Source organism: Nostoc sp. DedQUE08, assembly GCF_034530895.1.
GTDB lineage: Bacteria > Cyanobacteriota > Cyanobacteriia > Cyanobacteriales > Nostocaceae > Nostoc.
Genome location: NZ_JAVRCD010000006.1, coordinates 189,144 through 206,715, shown reverse-complemented (window position 1 = coordinate 206,715; position 17,572 = coordinate 189,144). Strand labels below are relative to the sequence as shown.

At 45.1% G+C, this 17,572-nt stretch carries 11 protein-coding genes; all 11 read left to right on the top strand.

The features are described 5' to 3' along the window. Positions 1-77: 77 nt before the first annotated feature. The 11 genes from RMY64_RS06235 (at position 78) to RMY64_RS06185 (ending at position 17,538) form a co-directional block, all read left to right on the top strand. Positions 78-6,989, top strand: a complete 6,912-nt coding sequence (locus RMY64_RS06235; RefSeq protein WP_322699612.1) for an AAA family ATPase — start codon at positions 78-80, stop codon at positions 6,987-6,989. Between the two features lie 6 nt (positions 6,990-6,995). Beyond that, a complete protein-coding gene (locus tag RMY64_RS06230) occupies positions 6,996-7,625 on the top strand; it encodes a response regulator transcription factor (RefSeq protein ID WP_322699611.1) in 630 nt (209 codons plus the stop codon). Between the two features lie 250 nt (positions 7,626-7,875). After that, the gene (locus RMY64_RS06225) at positions 7,876-8,481 is read left to right on the top strand and encodes a DsbA family protein (protein WP_322699610.1); all 606 of its coding nucleotides are present in this window, start codon (positions 7,876-7,878) and stop codon (positions 8,479-8,481) included. Between the two features lie 59 nt (positions 8,482-8,540). Next, entirely contained in the window at positions 8,541-11,315 is a 2,775-nt protein-coding gene (locus RMY64_RS06220; protein ID WP_322699609.1) for a PAS domain-containing protein, read from the top strand. Positions 11,316-11,327: 12 nt separating this feature from the next. After that, the gene (locus RMY64_RS06215) at positions 11,328-11,957 is read left to right on the top strand and encodes a response regulator transcription factor (protein ID WP_322685817.1); all 630 of its coding nucleotides are present in this window, start codon (positions 11,328-11,330) and stop codon (positions 11,955-11,957) included. Between the two features lie 271 nt (positions 11,958-12,228). After that, the gene (locus RMY64_RS06210) at positions 12,229-12,435 is read left to right on the top strand and encodes a hypothetical protein (RefSeq protein WP_322699608.1); all 207 of its coding nucleotides are present in this window, start codon (positions 12,229-12,231) and stop codon (positions 12,433-12,435) included. A gap of 359 nt (positions 12,436-12,794) precedes the next feature. After that, positions 12,795-13,352, top strand: a complete 558-nt coding sequence (locus RMY64_RS06205; protein WP_322685816.1) for a DsbA family protein — start codon at positions 12,795-12,797, stop codon at positions 13,350-13,352. 114 nt (positions 13,353-13,466) lie between these two features. Further along, on the top strand, positions 13,467-14,279 hold the full coding sequence (locus RMY64_RS06200; protein WP_322685815.1) for an alpha/beta hydrolase: 813 nt from the start codon (positions 13,467-13,469) through the stop codon (positions 14,277-14,279). Positions 14,280-14,424: 145 nt separating this feature from the next. Further along, on the top strand, positions 14,425-16,002 hold the full coding sequence (locus tag RMY64_RS06195) for a GMC family oxidoreductase (RefSeq protein WP_322699607.1): 1,578 nt from the start codon (positions 14,425-14,427) through the stop codon (positions 16,000-16,002). A gap of 123 nt (positions 16,003-16,125) precedes the next feature. Further along, positions 16,126-16,587: a cupin domain-containing protein gene (locus RMY64_RS06190; protein WP_322674599.1), complete on the top strand. Its 462-nt coding sequence runs from the start codon at positions 16,126-16,128 to the stop codon at positions 16,585-16,587. 201 nt (positions 16,588-16,788) lie between these two features. Beyond that, positions 16,789-17,538, top strand: coding sequence for a glucose 1-dehydrogenase (locus RMY64_RS06185; protein WP_322699606.1), 750 nt, complete (start codon positions 16,789-16,791; stop codon positions 17,536-17,538). The last annotated feature ends 34 nt before the right edge of the window (positions 17,539-17,572 follow it).

Sequence of the window (17,572 nt, the reverse complement as noted above, 5' to 3'; positions counted from 1 at the left end):
CAGCAAGTAATAATTCTCAGAATAAGAATTGCTGTATAGTTTAAGTTATGCCAGATCATACTCTCAAGAGTTGCTCTATGATTGCTCTACCTGGTATTGCCATTCAAAACAAGATATATGAAAGTTCTAACTCTCTAGTTTATCGGGGCATCAGAGACGATGGAGTAGGGATCGCCGTAAAAATGCTAAAGCTTGATTATCCTTCTCCCCAAGAACTGACTCGCTACAGACAGGAATATAAAATTACCCGCTCCCTAAAATTAGAAGGAGTTATCAAAGCATACAGCCAGCAGGACTATCAACGCACTCTGGTGATTCTCTTAGAAGATTTTGGGGGAGAGTCCCTAGAGAAATGGATGCACAAGTACCCAGAGAACTTCTGCCCCATGCCCTTATCCACTTTTCTCGGTCTTGCGATCGCCCTCACCGACATTCTAGGCAGAATCCATGCAGCCAATATCATTCATAAAGATATCAACCCTGGAAACATAGTCCTCAATCTGGATACTGGCGTTATCAAAATTATTGACTTTGGAATTGCTACCCAATTTAACCGCACGAATCCGACTTTCAAAAGTCCTCATGTTTTAGAAGGGACACTCGCATACCTATCTCCAGAGCAAACCGGGCGGATGAACCGTTTACTCGATTACCGCACCGATTTTTACTCCCTTGGTGTGACATTTTACGAACTGCTCACCGGACAACTACCATTTCCCACTACAGACGTGCTGGAGCTAGTCCATTGTCATATTGCCAAACATCCTATTCCGCCTAATGAAATAAATACAACGATTCCCAAGCCAGTTTCAGATATCATTCTCAAACTGATGGCGAAAAATGCTGAAAATCGCTATCAAAGTGCCTGGGGCATCAAAGCGGATTTAGAAATCTGTGCTGAACAATTAGCACAAATCGGTCAAATCTCTAGCATTCAACTGGCGCTTCAAGACGTTTCGGGTCAGTTTCAAATTTCCCAAAAACTGTATGGACGGGATAAGGAAGTTGCAATGTTACTGGCGGCATTTGATCGTGTAGCCTGTCCAGAGTCAAATCGCGTTGCTTCTTTACCAAACAATTCAGAAACAACTTCACAAAGGGAACAAACAGGCAAATCAAAATTCCAAGTCGAAATGATGTTGGTATCTGGCTATGCGGGAGTAGGTAAATCTGCGTTAGTGCAAGAAATCTATAAACCAATTACCCAAAAGCGCGGCTATTTTATCTCTGGTAAATTCGATCAATTTGGGCGCAATATTCCCTACAGCGCGATCGCAGATGCTCTGCAAAAATTGGTGCAGCAATTGCTCAGTGAACCAGACGAACAAGTGCAACAGTGGCGATCGCTCTTACTCACAGCTTTGGGAAACAACGCACAAATCATCATTGATGCGATCCCCGAAGTTGAATTAATTATCGGCAAGCAGCCACCCGTACCAGAAATTGGAGCAACTGAAGCTCAAAATCGCTTTCATCGAATCTTTGGGCAGTTCGTGCGGGTGTTTTGTTCAGAATCACATCCCCTGGTGATATTCTTAGATGATTTGCAGTGGATAGACTCAGCAACGCTGAAGTTAATTGAATTGATTCTGCTGGATGAGCAAACCCAATCACTATTTTTAATTGGAGCTTATCGAGATAATGAAGTAAATCCAACGCATCCATTAGCATTAATGCTAGAGAGACTGCGAAAACAAGGGGCAGTACTTCAGGAAATTATCTTAGCACCCTTAACGCTTGAGCCGTTGAATCAGTTGATTGCCGAGACACTACATCGGAATGCAGACATCGTTCGTCCCTTAGCTGAGTTAGTTTTGCGTAAAACTGAGGGCAATCCGTTCTTTGTCAATGAATTTTTGAGAATGCTGTATAGCGAGAATCTGCTGACATTTGATGCTGAACACTTATGTTGGCAATGGAACATAACTGATATTCAAGCCCAGAATATTACCGATAATGTGGTGGAGTTGATGCTTCACAAGTTGAAGAAACTGCCAGAAAATACACAGCAAATTCTTCGGTTAGCTGCTTGCGTCGGCGCTGAATTTAATTTAGATACTCTATCGATTGTTTGCGATCGACCACCTGAAACGGTTTTTCAAGATTTACTAGCAGCTATACAAGTTGGATTAATTCAACCACTATCTGAATTAGATGAAAACTTGTTAATTCAAGAGTATAAGTTCTTGCACGATCGCGTGCAACAAGCCTCATACACCTTAATCGATGAGTCGCAAAAACAATTTGTTCATTTACAAATTGGTCGCAATCTCCTCCAAAAAACTTTGCTAGAGAGACTATCAGACCGACTGTTTGAAATTGTCGATCATCTTAATCATGGAATTGAGCTTGTCACAGATCGACTAGAACGCAATGAAATTGCTAGATTAAATTTAATCACAGGACAGAAAGCAAAAGCTGCGATCGCCTATAGTGTGGCTCAAAACTATTTAGCCAGAGGTAGAGCATGGCTGGCAGACTCCAGTTGGCAAACTAACTATGAACTGACCTTAGAGTTATATACCCAAACAACAGAAGTCGCGTATTTGTGTGGCGAATTTGAGCAGGTAGAATCCTGGGCGGCGATCGTTCTGCAAGCAGCCAAAACGGTTCTCGACATCGTGAAAGTTTACGAAGTCAAAATTCAAACTGACATCGCGCAGAACCAGCCATTAGAAGCAATCAACACTGGATTGCAAGTTTTACAGCAACTGGGAATCAGTTTTCCCCAAACGCCAACTCAGTCAGACATTCAGCTTGAGCTAGATGCGATCGCATCACTCATTGGCGAGAAGCCAATCGAGAACTTGCTCTATTTGCCGAAAATGACCGAACCAGACAAGTTGGCGGCGATGCGAATCTTATCAAGCATCACGATCGCTGCCTATGTTGCGGCTCCTGATTTGATGCCTCTGCTTGTGTCTAAACAAGTAAACTTATCTATTCAATCTGGTAATGCTGTTGTATCTCCCTTTGCCTATGCTTTTTACGGATTAATTCTTTGTGGAACGAGTGGGAACATTGAGATTGGGTACGAGTTTGGACAACTTGCGCTAAATCTATTGTCACACCTTAATGTTCATTCTCTCAGAGCTAGAACATTACTCATTGTGAATAACTTTATTATTCATTGGAAAAAGCATATTAAAAACACAATCCAGCCCTTGCTAGAAGCCTACCAAAAAGGTTTAGAAGTTGGAGATTTAGAGTTTGCTGCTTATTGTGCTCATTGTTATTGCTTCCAATTCTATGCAGTTGGAAAGGAACTCGTAGAAGTTGAGCGCGAGATGACGAAATACAATGAAGCAATTCGTCAAATCAAACAGAAAACGGCGCTAACCTGGAACCAAATATATCAGCAGGCGATCGCAAATTTGATGGGCTTTTCGGTCAGCCCAACTCGTCTAGTTGGCGAATTCTACAATGAAGAAAATGGATTGCCACAACATGAAATAGCAAATGATGGAACGTCAACCTTTGATGTCTATTTCAATAAACTTATCCTGTGTTACCTATTTTCTGAGTACGCTCAGGCAGTTAAAAACTCAACCATAGCAGAACGTTATTTAATCCGAATAACAGGCACACCTGTTGCTCCTTTTTACTATCTATATGATGCGCTGGCAAGACTCGCCATATACTCTGAAAGCAGCACTCAAGTGCAAGAGGAAATCCTCAAAAAAGTTACGGTTAGTCAGGAGAAAATGAAGCAATGGGCACAGTATGCGCCAATGAATTGTTTGCATAAATATCATCTGGTGCAAGCAGAGACTGCACGAGTTCTGAGTCAGTGGTTTGAAGCAGAGGAATTCTATGAACAAGCAATTCAAGGAGCCAGGGAAAATCAATATATCCAGGAAGAAGTGTTAGCATACGAGTTAGCTGCTAAACATTATCTAGTGCGAGGTCGGCAAAAGATCGCCCAAACCTACATGAAAGAAGCTCACTACTGCTATGAACGGTGGGGAGCAACTGCGAAAGTGAGAGATTTAGAAACTCGCTATCCGCAGCTATTTCCTGAACAGTCGAGCGTGGCTTTCACACCAATCTGCACTACTGCTGAAACCACTTCTAATACCTCACACATCGCTTTTGATTTAACGGCAGTGATGAAGGCAACTCAGGCGATTTCGAGCGAAATTGAACTAGATCGGCTGCTTTGTTCCTTGATGAAGATATTAATCGAAAATGCTGGCGCACAAACAGGATTTTTGATTTTAGAAAACTCAGGAAAATGGGTGATTGAAGCGTCTAGTGAACTTAATGAGGGTGAGAATGTCTATGTTACACAAGTGCTGCAATCTATCCCAACTGCAAATCATCTACCTGAATCAATTATTAATTATGTTATTCGTACTCATGAATCTGTCATCTTAAATGATGCTACTCGTGAAGGTAATTTTATTAATGAGCCATATATTCAACAGAATCAAACTCAATCAATTTTATGTTTACCTCTGCTCAATCAAGGTAAGCTAGTGGGCGTGTTGTATCTAGAAAATAAATTAGCGGCTGGAGCATTTACACCAGATCGAGTCTCCGTTCGCGCAAGCGTGCCGGAGGCATTAGGAGACGCTACGCGATCGCAAGTTCTGAATCTACTTTCTACTCAAGCAGCGATCGCGATCGAGAATGCCAAACTCTACTCAAAGCTCCGCGCTAGCGAAAGTCAGATGACTCAATTTTTAGAAGCGATTCCAGTGGGAATTGGCATTATTGACGCGACAGGTCGCCCTTACTATGTCAATCAGCGGGGAATTGAGCTTATGGGTAAAGGCGTCGATCCTGCTGCGACACCAGAGCAACTTTCAGAAATTTATCAATTTTACGTGACGGGAACGGATCAAATCTATCCGTCAGAGAAACTGCCAATTATCCGGGCGTTGAGTGGCGAACGCACCAGGACTGACGATATAGATATTCGCCAAAACAACGCAACTATTCCATCTGAGGCATGGGGAACTCCAGTCTTTGACGAACAGGGCAATGTGGTTTATGCGATCGCAGCCTTTCAAGACATCACAGAGCGCAAACAAACCGAACATCTCTTAGCCAATTACAATCGTACCTTGGAGCAACAAGTAGCCCAACGAACGGCAGCTTTACAGCAAAGTGAAGCAGAATTGCGCCATCGGGAACAGGAATTACGACTGATTGCCAATGCTCTACCAGTTCTGATCGGCTATGTAGATGCCAATCGATGTTATCAATTCATCAACCATACCTATGAGGTCTGGTTTAATCGTAGCCGCAATGAAATTCTGGGCAACCCTGTTCGCCAACTTCTCGGTGAGGCAGTTTATCAACGAATTGAGCCGTACATTAATCAGGTGTTTGCAGGGCAAACAGTATCTCTAGAAACAGAGATCCCTTTTGGGCTTGGCAAGCGGTGCATCAGCGCGACCTTGATCCCTGATTTCGATGACAATGCTCAAGTCAGAGGCTTCTACAGTATCATGACAGATATTAGCGAACGCAAACAAGCAGAAGAAGTGTTGCGTCAGTCCGAGGCTCAATTTCGGGAACAGGCAATCCTCTCCGATTTTCGCGCCGATGTGGATAGTGCCTTGGCTCAAAGTGCTAGTTTGCCCTTGATGCTGCATCGCTGTACCCAAGCCGTTGTTAAGCACTTTAATGCGGCATTTGCTCGGATTTGGACGCTAAATAAAGACAAGAATGTTTTGGAGTTACAAGCCAGTGCGGGGATGTATACCCGTCTTGACGGTGAATACAGTCGAATTCCTGTAGGTGGCCTCAAAGTTGGACAAATTGCTCAGGAACGCTGTCCTCTGTTGACTAACAATGTGTTTGATGAATCATCCATTGATAAAGAATGGGCAAAACGAGAAGGCATGGTGGCATTTGCGGGCTATCCGATACTGCTGGATGAGCAGCTTGTTGGCGTGATAGGGATGTTTACTCGACATCCCATTCCGTCGTCTAACTTTGAGGCGTTGGAGTTTTCAGCCCGTGAGATTGCATTAGGAATTAGACGCAAACAGGCAGAAGAAGCGTTGCAAGCCTCCGAAGCAGAACTTCGGGCGCTCTTTTGTGCAATGCCCGATCCGCTCTTGGTAGTAAATGCAGAAGGGCGGATTTTGAGAGCAAGCCTGATCGAGTCAGAGAAATTATCTAACCCGATTGACGAACAGGTGGGTCGAACATTTTCCGAAATTTTTGAGCGATCGCAAGCCGATACATTTCTTGGCTGTATTCGGCAAGCATTAAGCACTCAGCAGCCCCTAACGGTTGAGTATAGCTCGATCGTGGGAGGGTGGAAAACCTGGTTTGCAACTCGCATCTCGCCCATTTCAGAACATTCTGTCATTTGGCTGGCAAGAGATATCAGCGATCGCAAACGAGCTGAAGAAGCCTCGATTCTAGAAGAGCGCAATCACATGGCGCGGGAAATTCACGACACTTTAGCCCAAGCGTTTACAGGTATTATCATTCATGCTCGCTCTGCCGCCAATAAGGTAACGGCAGACCCAGAAAAAGCGCAAACTCTCCTGACTCAGATCCTCGACTTAGCCCGTTCTGGGCTTGCGGAGGCACGTCGTTCAGTAGAGGCACTACACCGCCCATACCTTTTAGAGAGCAGTAACTTACAGGATGCCTTAAGCCATCTTACTGCTCAATTAGACTCCTCGATCGCAACCCAAATCGTCTACGAAGTCATGGGTACACCCTATCCCCTATCCTCCGATCTGGAAAATAATCTGTTTCGGATTGGACAGGAAGCTTTGACAAATGCAATCAAACATGCTAATGCAAGTGAAATCCGCATTGAACTGATCTATGAACTGACCCAATGCAGCTTGCGAATTCAAGACGATGGGCAAGGATTTAAGGTAGAAAACCAAGCGATGCGGAATGGCTTTGGTCTACTGGGGATGGCAGAACGGGCTGAACGCATTAGAGCTAAATTAAAGATTCAAAGTGACTTAGGGCAAGGGACAGAAATTATGGTATCTATTAATCGAGGGTAAGTCAGCATGAATCAGCCTAGTAGCATTCGCGTTCTGGTTGTGGACGATCATCCTGTTGTCCGCCAGGGGTTGATCGGAATGTTAGAGGAGGCTCCAGATATTGTCATTGTTGGTCAGGGGCGAAATGGGCATGAGGCGATCGCAGTTTTTCAGCAACAGCAACCTGATGTGACTTTGATGGATTTACGGATGCCCGAAATGGGAGGTGTTCAAGCGATTACGGTCATTTGCAATGAGTTTCCCAATGCCCGAATTATCGTGCTGACCACGTATGACACCGATGAAGAGATTTATCAAGGATTGCGAGCCGGGGCAAAGGGATATTTACTGAAGGACTCTGAGCCAGAGGAACTATTGACAGCAATTCGGACAGTGACCAGGGGACAACAGTATATTCCCATCAACGTAGCTGCCAAGCTAGTCCAACGGATAACTGCTCCAGAACTGAGCGATCGTGAGTTAGAAGTTCTCCAGTTAGTTGGACAGGGCATGAGCAACCAGGAAATTAGCACTGCTCTCAATATTAGTGAAAGTACAGTGAAGACTCATATCAACCGAATTTTAAGCAAGCTAGATGTCAAAGATCGCACCCAGGCAGCCATTATTGCGTTGAAACGCGGAATTGCTAGCTTGTGAAAGCAAAGATGGTACTTCTGCCTGGGTTAACCATCATATTTTAGTCTGTGAGGCAATCAAACCTGAGTTTTATTCGTTCTACTCCCTCAAATTGACTCATCCTCAATCATTTTGTTGATTAAAATACAGACCCTGAATTGACGACAAGCCTAAGCAAGTCTCATACATTAATCTCATATAACGACTATAGGCTTGAAGGGAAGAAATTTCAGAGTGTACACGATGAATTTCTTTTCCTCAAAGATTTAGAATGAGCGATGTTATTCCTGACGACACACCCGGCGACCCTTGCGGTAAGTGCGAAGCAGAGCGCAATCAATTAGTTGTACTTCCTTCTGAGCAAGACCATCGGCAAGGATCGTTGAATGCTTGCGTTGTGCTTGTTGAGTATGGGGATTATCAGTGTCCCCAATGTAATGAACTTTATACCTCAATTCAGGCAATTCAACGCCAGCTTGAGGCGACCTTATTCGGGAGAGATTCTCTATGCTTTGTATTCCGACATTTTCCTCAACCTCAAATCCATCCTCAAGCTCAAAAGGCAGCAGCAGCGACAGAAGCAGCAGCAGCACAAGGGCAGTTTTGGCAGATGCACGAGATGCTATTGAAGCATCAGCAAGAGCTAGAAGATGGGTATTTAGCAGAATACGCTGACAATTTAGGGCTTGATGTAACTCAGTTTATTCGAGAGATTGCCCAAAAAGTGCATGTCGATCGCATCAATCAAGACATTGCCAGCGGAATGGATAGTGGGGTAGTTAGCACTCCGGCTTTATTTATCAATGGTGTGCGTTATAGAGACGCTTTAGAGCTTGAGCCGCTACTTGTTGCGATTATTGGAGTTTCTCATGGCTAGTATTTTCGTCAATAAATGGACTAACGTGCGCGAACTGCCGTAAATGAGGAATCTGATTGATGAGCAGTCTTCTCAAGCAAGTTGTAGCTCAAGTTTCCAGAACGGTGCCATTGCAGACGGTTTTGATTGTGCCGTTTGTGCTGCAAACTTTGGTGACAGTCGGCTTAGTGGGGTATTTTTCCTTCCAAAATAGACAGGAAGCCATCAGCGATCTCGCCAGTCAACTGCGGCGCGAACTGACAAACCGGATCGAAGGCAAACTACAAACCTATACCGAGATACCCCATAACATCAATCGGCTCAATGCCAGCACCTTCGCTCAGGGAAAAATTGACCCTAGCGCAGTCAAAGGTGAATTTCCACTCTGGCAGCAAATTCAGATTTATCCAATGGTGAGTGATATCTACTGTGGCGATCGCAAAGGTTCTCTTCTAGGGGTGCGGCGTAGCCCTGGCGATCGCTCAATTGAACTGCGGTCGAGTAATGTTGCTACAGATCGTCAACTCTACGGCTACAGCCTCGATCGCAATGGTCAGCGAGACCAGTTAATCAGTCAAGGCAACAAAGCTTTCGATGCGCGGGTTCGTCCCTGGTATAAAGCAGCAGTGACGGCAGGCGAACCAATCTGGAGTGGAATTTATGCCGACTTTGCTAGCCAGTTGCCAACGATCACCGCCAGTACGCCTGTCTATAGCACAGCCGATCGATCGCTGTTGGGAGTCTGTGCCACCGATGTATTTCTGCCTAATGAGATGAGCCTTTTTTTGGCTAGCCTGCAAATTGGCAAGACAGGCATCGCCTTTATTCTAGAGCGATCGGGGCAACTGGTTGCCACCTCCACTGGAGAGGCGATTATTAGTAGTGGGGCGGCGGCAAATCGATTGTCCGCAGTTGAGAGCCGTAACCCTACCGTGCGAGCTACTGCTGCCTATTTGCGCGATAATTTTAGAGATTTGTGGCAGATTCAGACTACGGAACAGCTTGATTTTAAGTTCGATGGCAGGCGGCAGTTGCTTCAGGTGGTGCCATTCAAAGATAATCGTGGGCTGGATTGGCTGATTGTCACGGTGTTGCCTGAATCCGATTTCATGGCCAAGATTAATCAAAGCATCCACACGACGATTCTGCTTTGTATTGCGGCTTTGCTGCTTGGCATTGCGATCTGCATTTTGATTGCCCGATGGATCGCTAAACCGATTGTCAGCGTCAGTCAATCGGCAAAAGCGCTAGCAGACGGTGCATGGGATCAGACGGTAGAAATTGAGCGATCGGGCGATTTGGGCGAACTGGCTCGATCGTTCAACCAGATGGCACAGCAGCTTCAAATCGCATTTGCCAAAATGCAGTCTTTAAACCAGACCCTCGCCCAAAGTGAAACCCGCCTCCAGAAAATTTTAGAGTCGGTTCCGGTAGGAATTGTAGTTATGGATGCAACAGGCCGCCCTTATTACGCAAATCAGAAGGCAATCCAACTCTTGGGCAAGGGCGTGCTGCCGTCTGTCACCCCAGAGCAAATTGCCGAGGTCTATCAACTCTATGTGGCAGGAACCGATCGCCCCTACCCAACCGAACAACTGATGATTAGGCGAGCGCTAAACGGCGAACAGGGCAGTGTGGATGATATCGAAATTCATCAGGGGAATCGCATCATTCCGATCGAAAGTTGGGGAACTCCAATTTTTGATGAGTCTGGCAACATTCTGTATGCGATCGCAGCCTTTCAAGACATCACCGAACGTAAACAAGCAGAGAAGCTTTTAGCAGAATACAATCGCACCCTAGAGCAACAAGTTGCCCAACGAACGACAGCATTGCAGGCAAACGAAGCAGAGCTACGCGGTGTCTACGAGGAGCTTCGCTTACAGGAGCAGGAATTACGACTGATTGCCGACGCTCTACCCGTTTTGATTAGCTACGTCGATGCCAATTGCTGCTTTCAATTTATCAACCGTACCTATGAGGTTTGGTTCAACCGTAGCCGCGATCAAATTTTGGGCAACCCTGTTCGTCAACTGCTCGGTGAGGCGGTTTATGAACGGGTTGAGCCGTATATTAATCAGGTTTTTGCAGGGCAAACTGTCCCTCTAGAAGCAGAAATCCCTTTTCCTGATGATAAGCGGTGCATCAGCGCCACCTTTATTCCTGATTTCGATGACAATGCTCAGGTAAGAGGTTTCTACAGTCTCATGACAGATATTAGCGATCGTAAACGAGCTGAACACACTTCTATCTTAGAAGAACGCAACCGGATGGCGCGAGAAATTCATGATACACTAGCTCAATCTTTCACAGGTATTCTGCTTCAAGTTGGAGCAGCAACACAAGTGCTGGCGGACGACCCAGAAGCAACCCAAGCACATCTGGAAATGATTGAGGAACTAGCACGCGCTGGGCTGGCAGGGACACGGCGATCCGTATCAGCACTCCGTCCGCGGCTACTAGAAGAAGGTAATTTAGAGAGTGCCTTGCATCGTATTGTGGCTCAAATGCTAGCAACGACCGACACGGCTCTGATTTGCGAAACTCAGGGTATAGCCTATTCCTTATCAGCCGAAGTGGAGAATAACTTACTTAGAATTGGGCAGGAAGCATTAACCAATGCGATTAAATACGCTGATGCTGCCGAAATTCGGGTTGAGTTAGTGTATAACGAAACACAGTGTATTTTACGGGTTAAAGACGATGGCAGGGGCTTTGGAGTAGGTAGCACTCCTTTGAGCGGTGGGTTTGGCTTATTAGGAATGAGCGAACGGGCAGAGCGCATTGGCGCACAACTATTGATTCAAAGCCAACCTGGTCAAGGAACAGAAATTATTGTCACCATCAACCCTTGAGTGAGAATTATAATGAGCCAATCCACTACGATTCGGGTGCTAATTGTTGATGACCATGCCATAGTCAGAAAGGGTCTAGCAACCATCATTAACCGCGATCCAGAAATGACAGCGATCGCTCAAGCAGAAGATGGGCAACAGGCGATCGCCTTGTTTCGAGAATACCAACCTGATGTCACACTAATGGATTTACGAATGCCCAAAATGGGAGGTGTTGAAGCAATTATGGCGATTTGTGCTGAATTTAAGCAGGCTCGGATCGCGGTACTCACAACCTACGATGGCGATGAAGATATCTATCGCGGTTTACAGGCGGGCGCTCAAGGCTATCTGCTTAAGGATGCTAAACCTGGCGAGCTTTTGAATGCGATTCGCGCTATTCATAATGGTCAGAAATACATTCCGCCAGAAGTGGGCGCAAAATTATTGCAGCGAATGAGCAATCCAGAACTGAGTGAACGAGAGTTGGAAGTGTTGCGTTTGATGGCACAAGGAATGGGTAATCAGGAAATTGGGACTGCTTTGATTATTGGTGAAAGTACCGTCAAATCTCATGTGAATCGCATTTTGAGCAAACTGGGCGTGAGCGATCGCACACAAGCTGTGATTACTGCTGTTAAGCGTGGGATTGTCAATTTGTAAATAAGTTGTACTCAAGTTGAAATTTGGATTCCAACTTTAGTTGGAGGCAACCTTCCATTTTGAGATGGACTGATTTATCAATCACTCTATTGAGCAAAAGTTTCAACTTTTAGAGGACGACAAGTTAGAGTTAATTGCATATATTTGTACACAAAGCCGCCAAAGCTTCAACAAAAGTATGTAAACGTTTAGTTGCTCACTGGCGGCGAAATCCTCTAGTTAATTGATGCCAAAGAATATTTAGAATTGGTAAAAAAGGCGGAATACAATTATGCATGTTTGGAATTTGGCTAAAGGTTTAGGAGTCGTAATCGTTGGCGCAATAGCTTTCTCTGGAAACTCTGCTATTGCCAAAATCAATCAGGGTGTGACTCTAAATAATAATCTGAATGCACCTACCTTAAACACAGCGATTAAAAAGCACAATACATTAGGAGACGATGCCCTGAAAATTAATTACAGCATCAAACAAACTTAATCTCAAAATAGAAATGCTGCTCTAGATAAGAAAAAAACTTTGCTAGCAGGCTGTTACCGTTCGTGTTTTTAAGCCTTAGAGGATGTTTGAAAAGTATTTTTGGTAACTTCTGAGGCTCGGAAACCTAACCCCCCTAGCCCCCTTCCCTACAAGGGAATGGGAATTTCAAAGCCTCTCCTCGAAGTAGAAAGAGGCTTTGAAGAGAGGTTTCTGGTATACCTTATTACATTTCGTTAACGCACCATCTAATTTTCTTCTGAATGATTTAGACCTTTCCAAAAACTAGATTTTAGCTCAGGTAGTACAAGGATTTCAGAAGAGATCGCTGGCGATGAGCATTTTCTTTTTCGGAGGTCTCAGTGAGTTTTGAGAGCGATCGCAGTTTGTTATTCGTCCCACCTTCAACACAAGATCGCATAAAAGGTGTACTGAATGCGATTGTAGTGTTGGTGATGTATGGGGACTATCAATCTCAAGAGAGTGCAAATGTTGACAGGCTGATTAAAGTCATTGGGCGACAACTTAGTGTTTCTTTAGGGGAGAATTATTTATGTTTTATCTTCCGTCATTTTCCACAAATTCAGATTCATCCACATGCTCAAAGGGCAGCACAAGCCGCAGAAGCAGCAGCGGCTCAAGGGCAGTTTTGGCAAATGCATGAGATGCTGTTTATCTATCAACAGGAATTGGGAAATGGCTATCTAGTGGAGTATGCCAATCGTTTAGGACTTGATATTTCTCAATTTTTGCAGGATTTATCCAGGGGAAGGTATGTCAATCGGATCAATGCGGACATCGAAGGTGGACTGCGAAGTGGAGTGGAGGCTGCGCCCGCTTTGTTTATTAATGGAATTCGCTATCTCGATCGCTGGACTGTTGAGCAGATAATGGCAGCCATTGTTGCTGCAAATGATTAATGTTTTTAGTGCTTATCTTAATAAGTATTTCGGCAGAGAGTATTTCCTAACTTCTATACGGACAACAAGAACCAAAGATTTGAGCAATTTAGCAAGAATACAGAGGCGATTGCAATGATAGTTTTTACATGGAAAAAAGTTCAAAAATTGTTGCTGTGGTTATTTGCATTAAGTGTTGTCGTTGTCATATCAATGCATCCAACATCAGCCACCTCCAAGGAATTACCTCAAGCGTCCAACTCTAAACCTGCGATCGTTCTCGTTCATGGGGCTTATGCTGATGGTACATCATGGCAACACGTTATTCCATTGTTGGAGAAAGATGGCTATAGAGTAACTGCTGTGCAGATTCCGCTGACCTCGCTTGCTGATGATGTGGCAACGACGAAGCGGGTGATTGAGGCTCAAAAGGGTTCTGTTGTTGTAGTCGGACATTCCTATGGTGGAAATGTGATCACGGGCGCGGCGGCTGGCAATTCACAGGTGAAAGCTCTGGTTTATGTTAATGCTTTCGCACCAGATGTCGGTGAAAAGACGAGTGACTTGAATAAAAGGTACGCAGCACCTCCGATTAGTACGGCGATCGTATCTGATGCTGCAAACTTTCTCTATGTAGATCGCGGGAAGTTTCACGAATTTTTTGCCCAGGACGTATCAAAGGCTGAGGCGCGAGTGATGGCAGCAACCCAAAAGCCGATCGCCAGCGCAGCCTTTGAGCAATCAGTGAATGAAATCGCCTGGAAAACGATTCCTTCCTGGTTTATCGTGACTCAAAGCGATCGCGCCATCAACCCTGAACTTCAACGATTTATGGCTAAACGGATTAATGCTAAGACAACCGAAGTTAACTCCAGCCATGTTCCTTTTATCTCTCATCCAAAAGAGGTTGCCAAAGTGATTGAAGCAGCAAGTACTGCTGTGAAGTAATCGCAATTGTAAGAGAAGCAGTTTCTCAGTACAAATAAATAGAACAGACCTAGTTATTGACTAACAGTATTTCAGCGATCGCTCTTTAAATCAGTTCATTCTTGACTCCATTTATCCATTGTAGATAACAGAGGAAGAGAACTTTATGACTAATTATGACTACATTGTAATTGGTGCAGGTTCGGCTGGTTGTGTGGTTGCCAATCGTCTAACCGAAGACTGTGACACAACCGTGTTACTCCTCGAAGCGGGCAACCCAGCTACAAAACCAGAAATTCAAATTCCGGCGCAGTGCTTTAGCCTAATAGGCTCTGAAGTAGATTGGGGTTACGTTTCTGAGCCGGAACCCTACCTGAATTACCGCAAAATGTTTTGTTCCCGTGGCAAAGTCTTGGGGGGCAGCAGTTCGATTAATTTCATGATGTATGTCCGGGGCAATCCTCAAGATTACGATCGCTGGCAGGAATTAGGAAATCCCGGTTGGTCGTACCTTGATGCCTTGCCCTATTTCAAGAAATCGGAGCAGCAGCAGCGAGGCGCGTCAGAATTTCACGGGGTTGATGGGGAGTTGAGCGTTACCGATTTGATGTCCCCTGCTGTGGTTTCCCAACGCTTTGTAGATGCCTGTGTATCAATGGGATACAACTACAATCCTGATTTTAATGGTGTACAGCAACAAGGGGTAGGACTTTATCAGTTGACGGTCAAAGATGGTAAACGGCACAGTGCTGCTGCTGCTTTTCTTCTACCCATTTTCCATCGTCCCAATTTGACTGTAACGACTGGGGCATTGGTGACGCGATTGCTGTTTGAAGGCACTCGCTGTGTGGGAGTAGAATATCTGCATGAAGGTAGGCTCCACCAGGTCAGAGTCAACCAAGAAGTGATTTTAAGTACGGGTACGTTTGATTCGCCCAAACTGCTAATGCTTTCTGGTATTGGGGATGCAGAATATCTGCAAGCGATGGGAATTTCTGTGATTGCAGATTTGCCGGGTGTCGGTCAAAACCTTCAGGATCACATTCTCACTTGTGTCGTTCAAGCAGCTACTCAAGATATACACCCTGCCATTACCAGTAATGGAGTTGAAGCCGGATTATTTTTGCATAGCAAGGGGAATGTGGAGGCCACACCCGATTTGCAGTTCTTTTTCGGCCCGATTCAATTCTTGTCACCTGGTTATACTCCTGCTGATTTTGGATTTACAGGTGCAGTCTCTCTTACCCGTCTCCAAAATGTTGGCAGTATCGGTTTGCGATCGCCTGACCCCAAAGATCCACCAAACATTCGGATGAATTATCTACAAAGTCAAGCCGATGTGCAGAAGCTGGTTGAGGGAATTAAATTAATGCGCCAATTGTTTCAAACCAGTGCCTTTGATGAGTTTCGTGGCAAAGAAATTGCTCCAGGTTCCCAAATTCAGATTGATGCAGCACTCGAAGCTTACATTCGGGACACTTGCAGCACTGTATGGCATCCGGTTGGCACTTGCAAAATGGGCATTGACCCAATGGCAGTGGTAAACCCTGAACTACGGGTACATGGAATTCAAGGTCTTCGTGTGGTTGATGCATCAATCATGCCAACAATTACCACAGGCAACACAAACGCACCCACTATCATGATTTCTGAGAAGGCAGCAGATTTAATTAAAGCGGAGCGTACTTCGCAAAGTGTTCTTAACAAGCTTAATGTTCAAAATCTGACACACTCATCTATTTAGGAGTTCGGAAATCTCTTTTTTCAAGAGTTTATCGGACGCTTCGCTTTAGCGCTCGGTTTCTATGACGTACTGGCATTGACGGTATGAACGCCTGCTTTATTTGAGTCGCAAGCTTGAGCATTCATGACACAATTCATTAGAAATATCTATTCCATGACACAATCGTTCTGGCTTCTTGGTTCTCGCCTCACCATCCTCGCCGATCGCACCACGACTGATGGTAAATACGACCTGATTGAAGGCTATTCTCCTCCTGGTATGCAGACTCCACCCCATCGCCATACACGCTATTCCGAACAACTTTATGTGCTCCAAGGAGAGTACACTGTCTGGCTTGGTAAAAACAAGGTTGTGCTAGGCATAGGTGAAAGTGTTCTGATTCCTATGGGCATACCCCATGTTGTTGCTACACTCGGCGATCGACCAGCTCGTGCGTTAGTCGTTTCTGCCCCCAGTGCCTTTGCTCAACTAATTGCTGCAACAGGGACGCTAAACGAGAATGAGGCACCTGATTTGGAATTGTTCATTCGCATCTCTACCGAAATTGGCGACGAAATTCTGGGTGTACCTGGAGATATCCCTTAGAGATTAGTTAGTATTCAATAAGCCTCGCATCGTGGAGACTCCAGCGAACGATCCCACTGCACCCCTACCCCCAATTACAGATGCAGATATTCAAAAGACGATCGCCCTAGCTCCCTGATACGGGCTGACTATTCTTCCTGCTGACTCCACTCTCCATTAGCAACTGACTGCTTTAAACCCAACAATCGAAGGATTAGCATAATGAAAAAACTAGAAGGAAAAATCGCCCTTGTCACGGGTGGCAACAGTGGTATCGGTCTTGCCACAGCCAAACAGTTTGTTGCTGAAGGTGCCTATGTCTACATCACAGGTCGTCGCCAAGCCGAACTGGATGCTGCTGTAGAAGCCATCGGTAAAAATGTTACGGCTGTGCAGAGCGATGTTTCTAATCTGGCAGACCTCGATCGTCTGTTTGCCACCATTAAGCAAGAACAAGGACACCTCGATATCATCTTCGCTAATGCTGGCGGTGGACAAATTGCCCCACTTGGAGCAATCACTGAGGAACACTTTGACAAAACATTCAACGTAAATGTCAAAGGTCTGCTGTTCACCGTACAAAAGGCACTGCCACTGTTGCCAGAGGGCGCTTCTATTATCCTGAATGCTTCGATTACTTCTATAAAAGGTACGCCAGCTTTTAGTGTTTACAGCGCTACTAAAGCCGCCGTGAGATCGTTTGCTCGAAATTGGATACTCGACCTTAGAGAACGCAAGATCCGAGTGAATGCCATTAGCCCTGGTGTGGTTCCGACTCCTGGTTACGACCATTTGGGACTGAATGACCAGCAGTTGCAAGAATTTGTGGACAGCCAAGCCAGCACCATCCCACTGGGACGAGTCGGCACACCCGATGAGATTGCCAAAGCCGTTGTTTTTCTAGCTTCAGATGACAGCAGCTTTGTGAACGGCATTGAGTTGTTTGTCGATGGCGGTATGGCACAAATTTGAAGTTCAAAAGGCTTTGATCGCTTACAAAGAGTAA

Coding starts and splice junctions, on each gene's coding strand:
- RMY64_RS06235 (WP_322699612.1), top strand. CDS start 78: ATGATTGCTCTACCTGGTATTGCCATTCAAAACAAGATATATGAAAGT.
- RMY64_RS06230 (WP_322699611.1), top strand. CDS start 6,996: ATGAATCAGCCTAGTAGCATTCGCGTTCTGGTTGTGGACGATCATCCT.
- RMY64_RS06225 (WP_322699610.1), top strand. CDS start 7,876: ATGAGCGATGTTATTCCTGACGACACACCCGGCGACCCTTGCGGTAAG.
- RMY64_RS06220 (WP_322699609.1), top strand. CDS start 8,541: ATGAGCAGTCTTCTCAAGCAAGTTGTAGCTCAAGTTTCCAGAACGGTG.
- RMY64_RS06215 (WP_322685817.1), top strand. CDS start 11,328: ATGAGCCAATCCACTACGATTCGGGTGCTAATTGTTGATGACCATGCC.
- RMY64_RS06210 (WP_322699608.1), top strand. CDS start 12,229: ATGCATGTTTGGAATTTGGCTAAAGGTTTAGGAGTCGTAATCGTTGGC.
- RMY64_RS06200 (WP_322685815.1), top strand. CDS start 13,467: ATGATAGTTTTTACATGGAAAAAAGTTCAAAAATTGTTGCTGTGGTTA.
- RMY64_RS06195 (WP_322699607.1), top strand. CDS start 14,425: ATGACTAATTATGACTACATTGTAATTGGTGCAGGTTCGGCTGGTTGT.
- RMY64_RS06190 (WP_322674599.1), top strand. CDS start 16,126: ATGACACAATTCATTAGAAATATCTATTCCATGACACAATCGTTCTGG.
- RMY64_RS06185 (WP_322699606.1), top strand. CDS start 16,789: ATGAAAAAACTAGAAGGAAAAATCGCCCTTGTCACGGGTGGCAACAGT.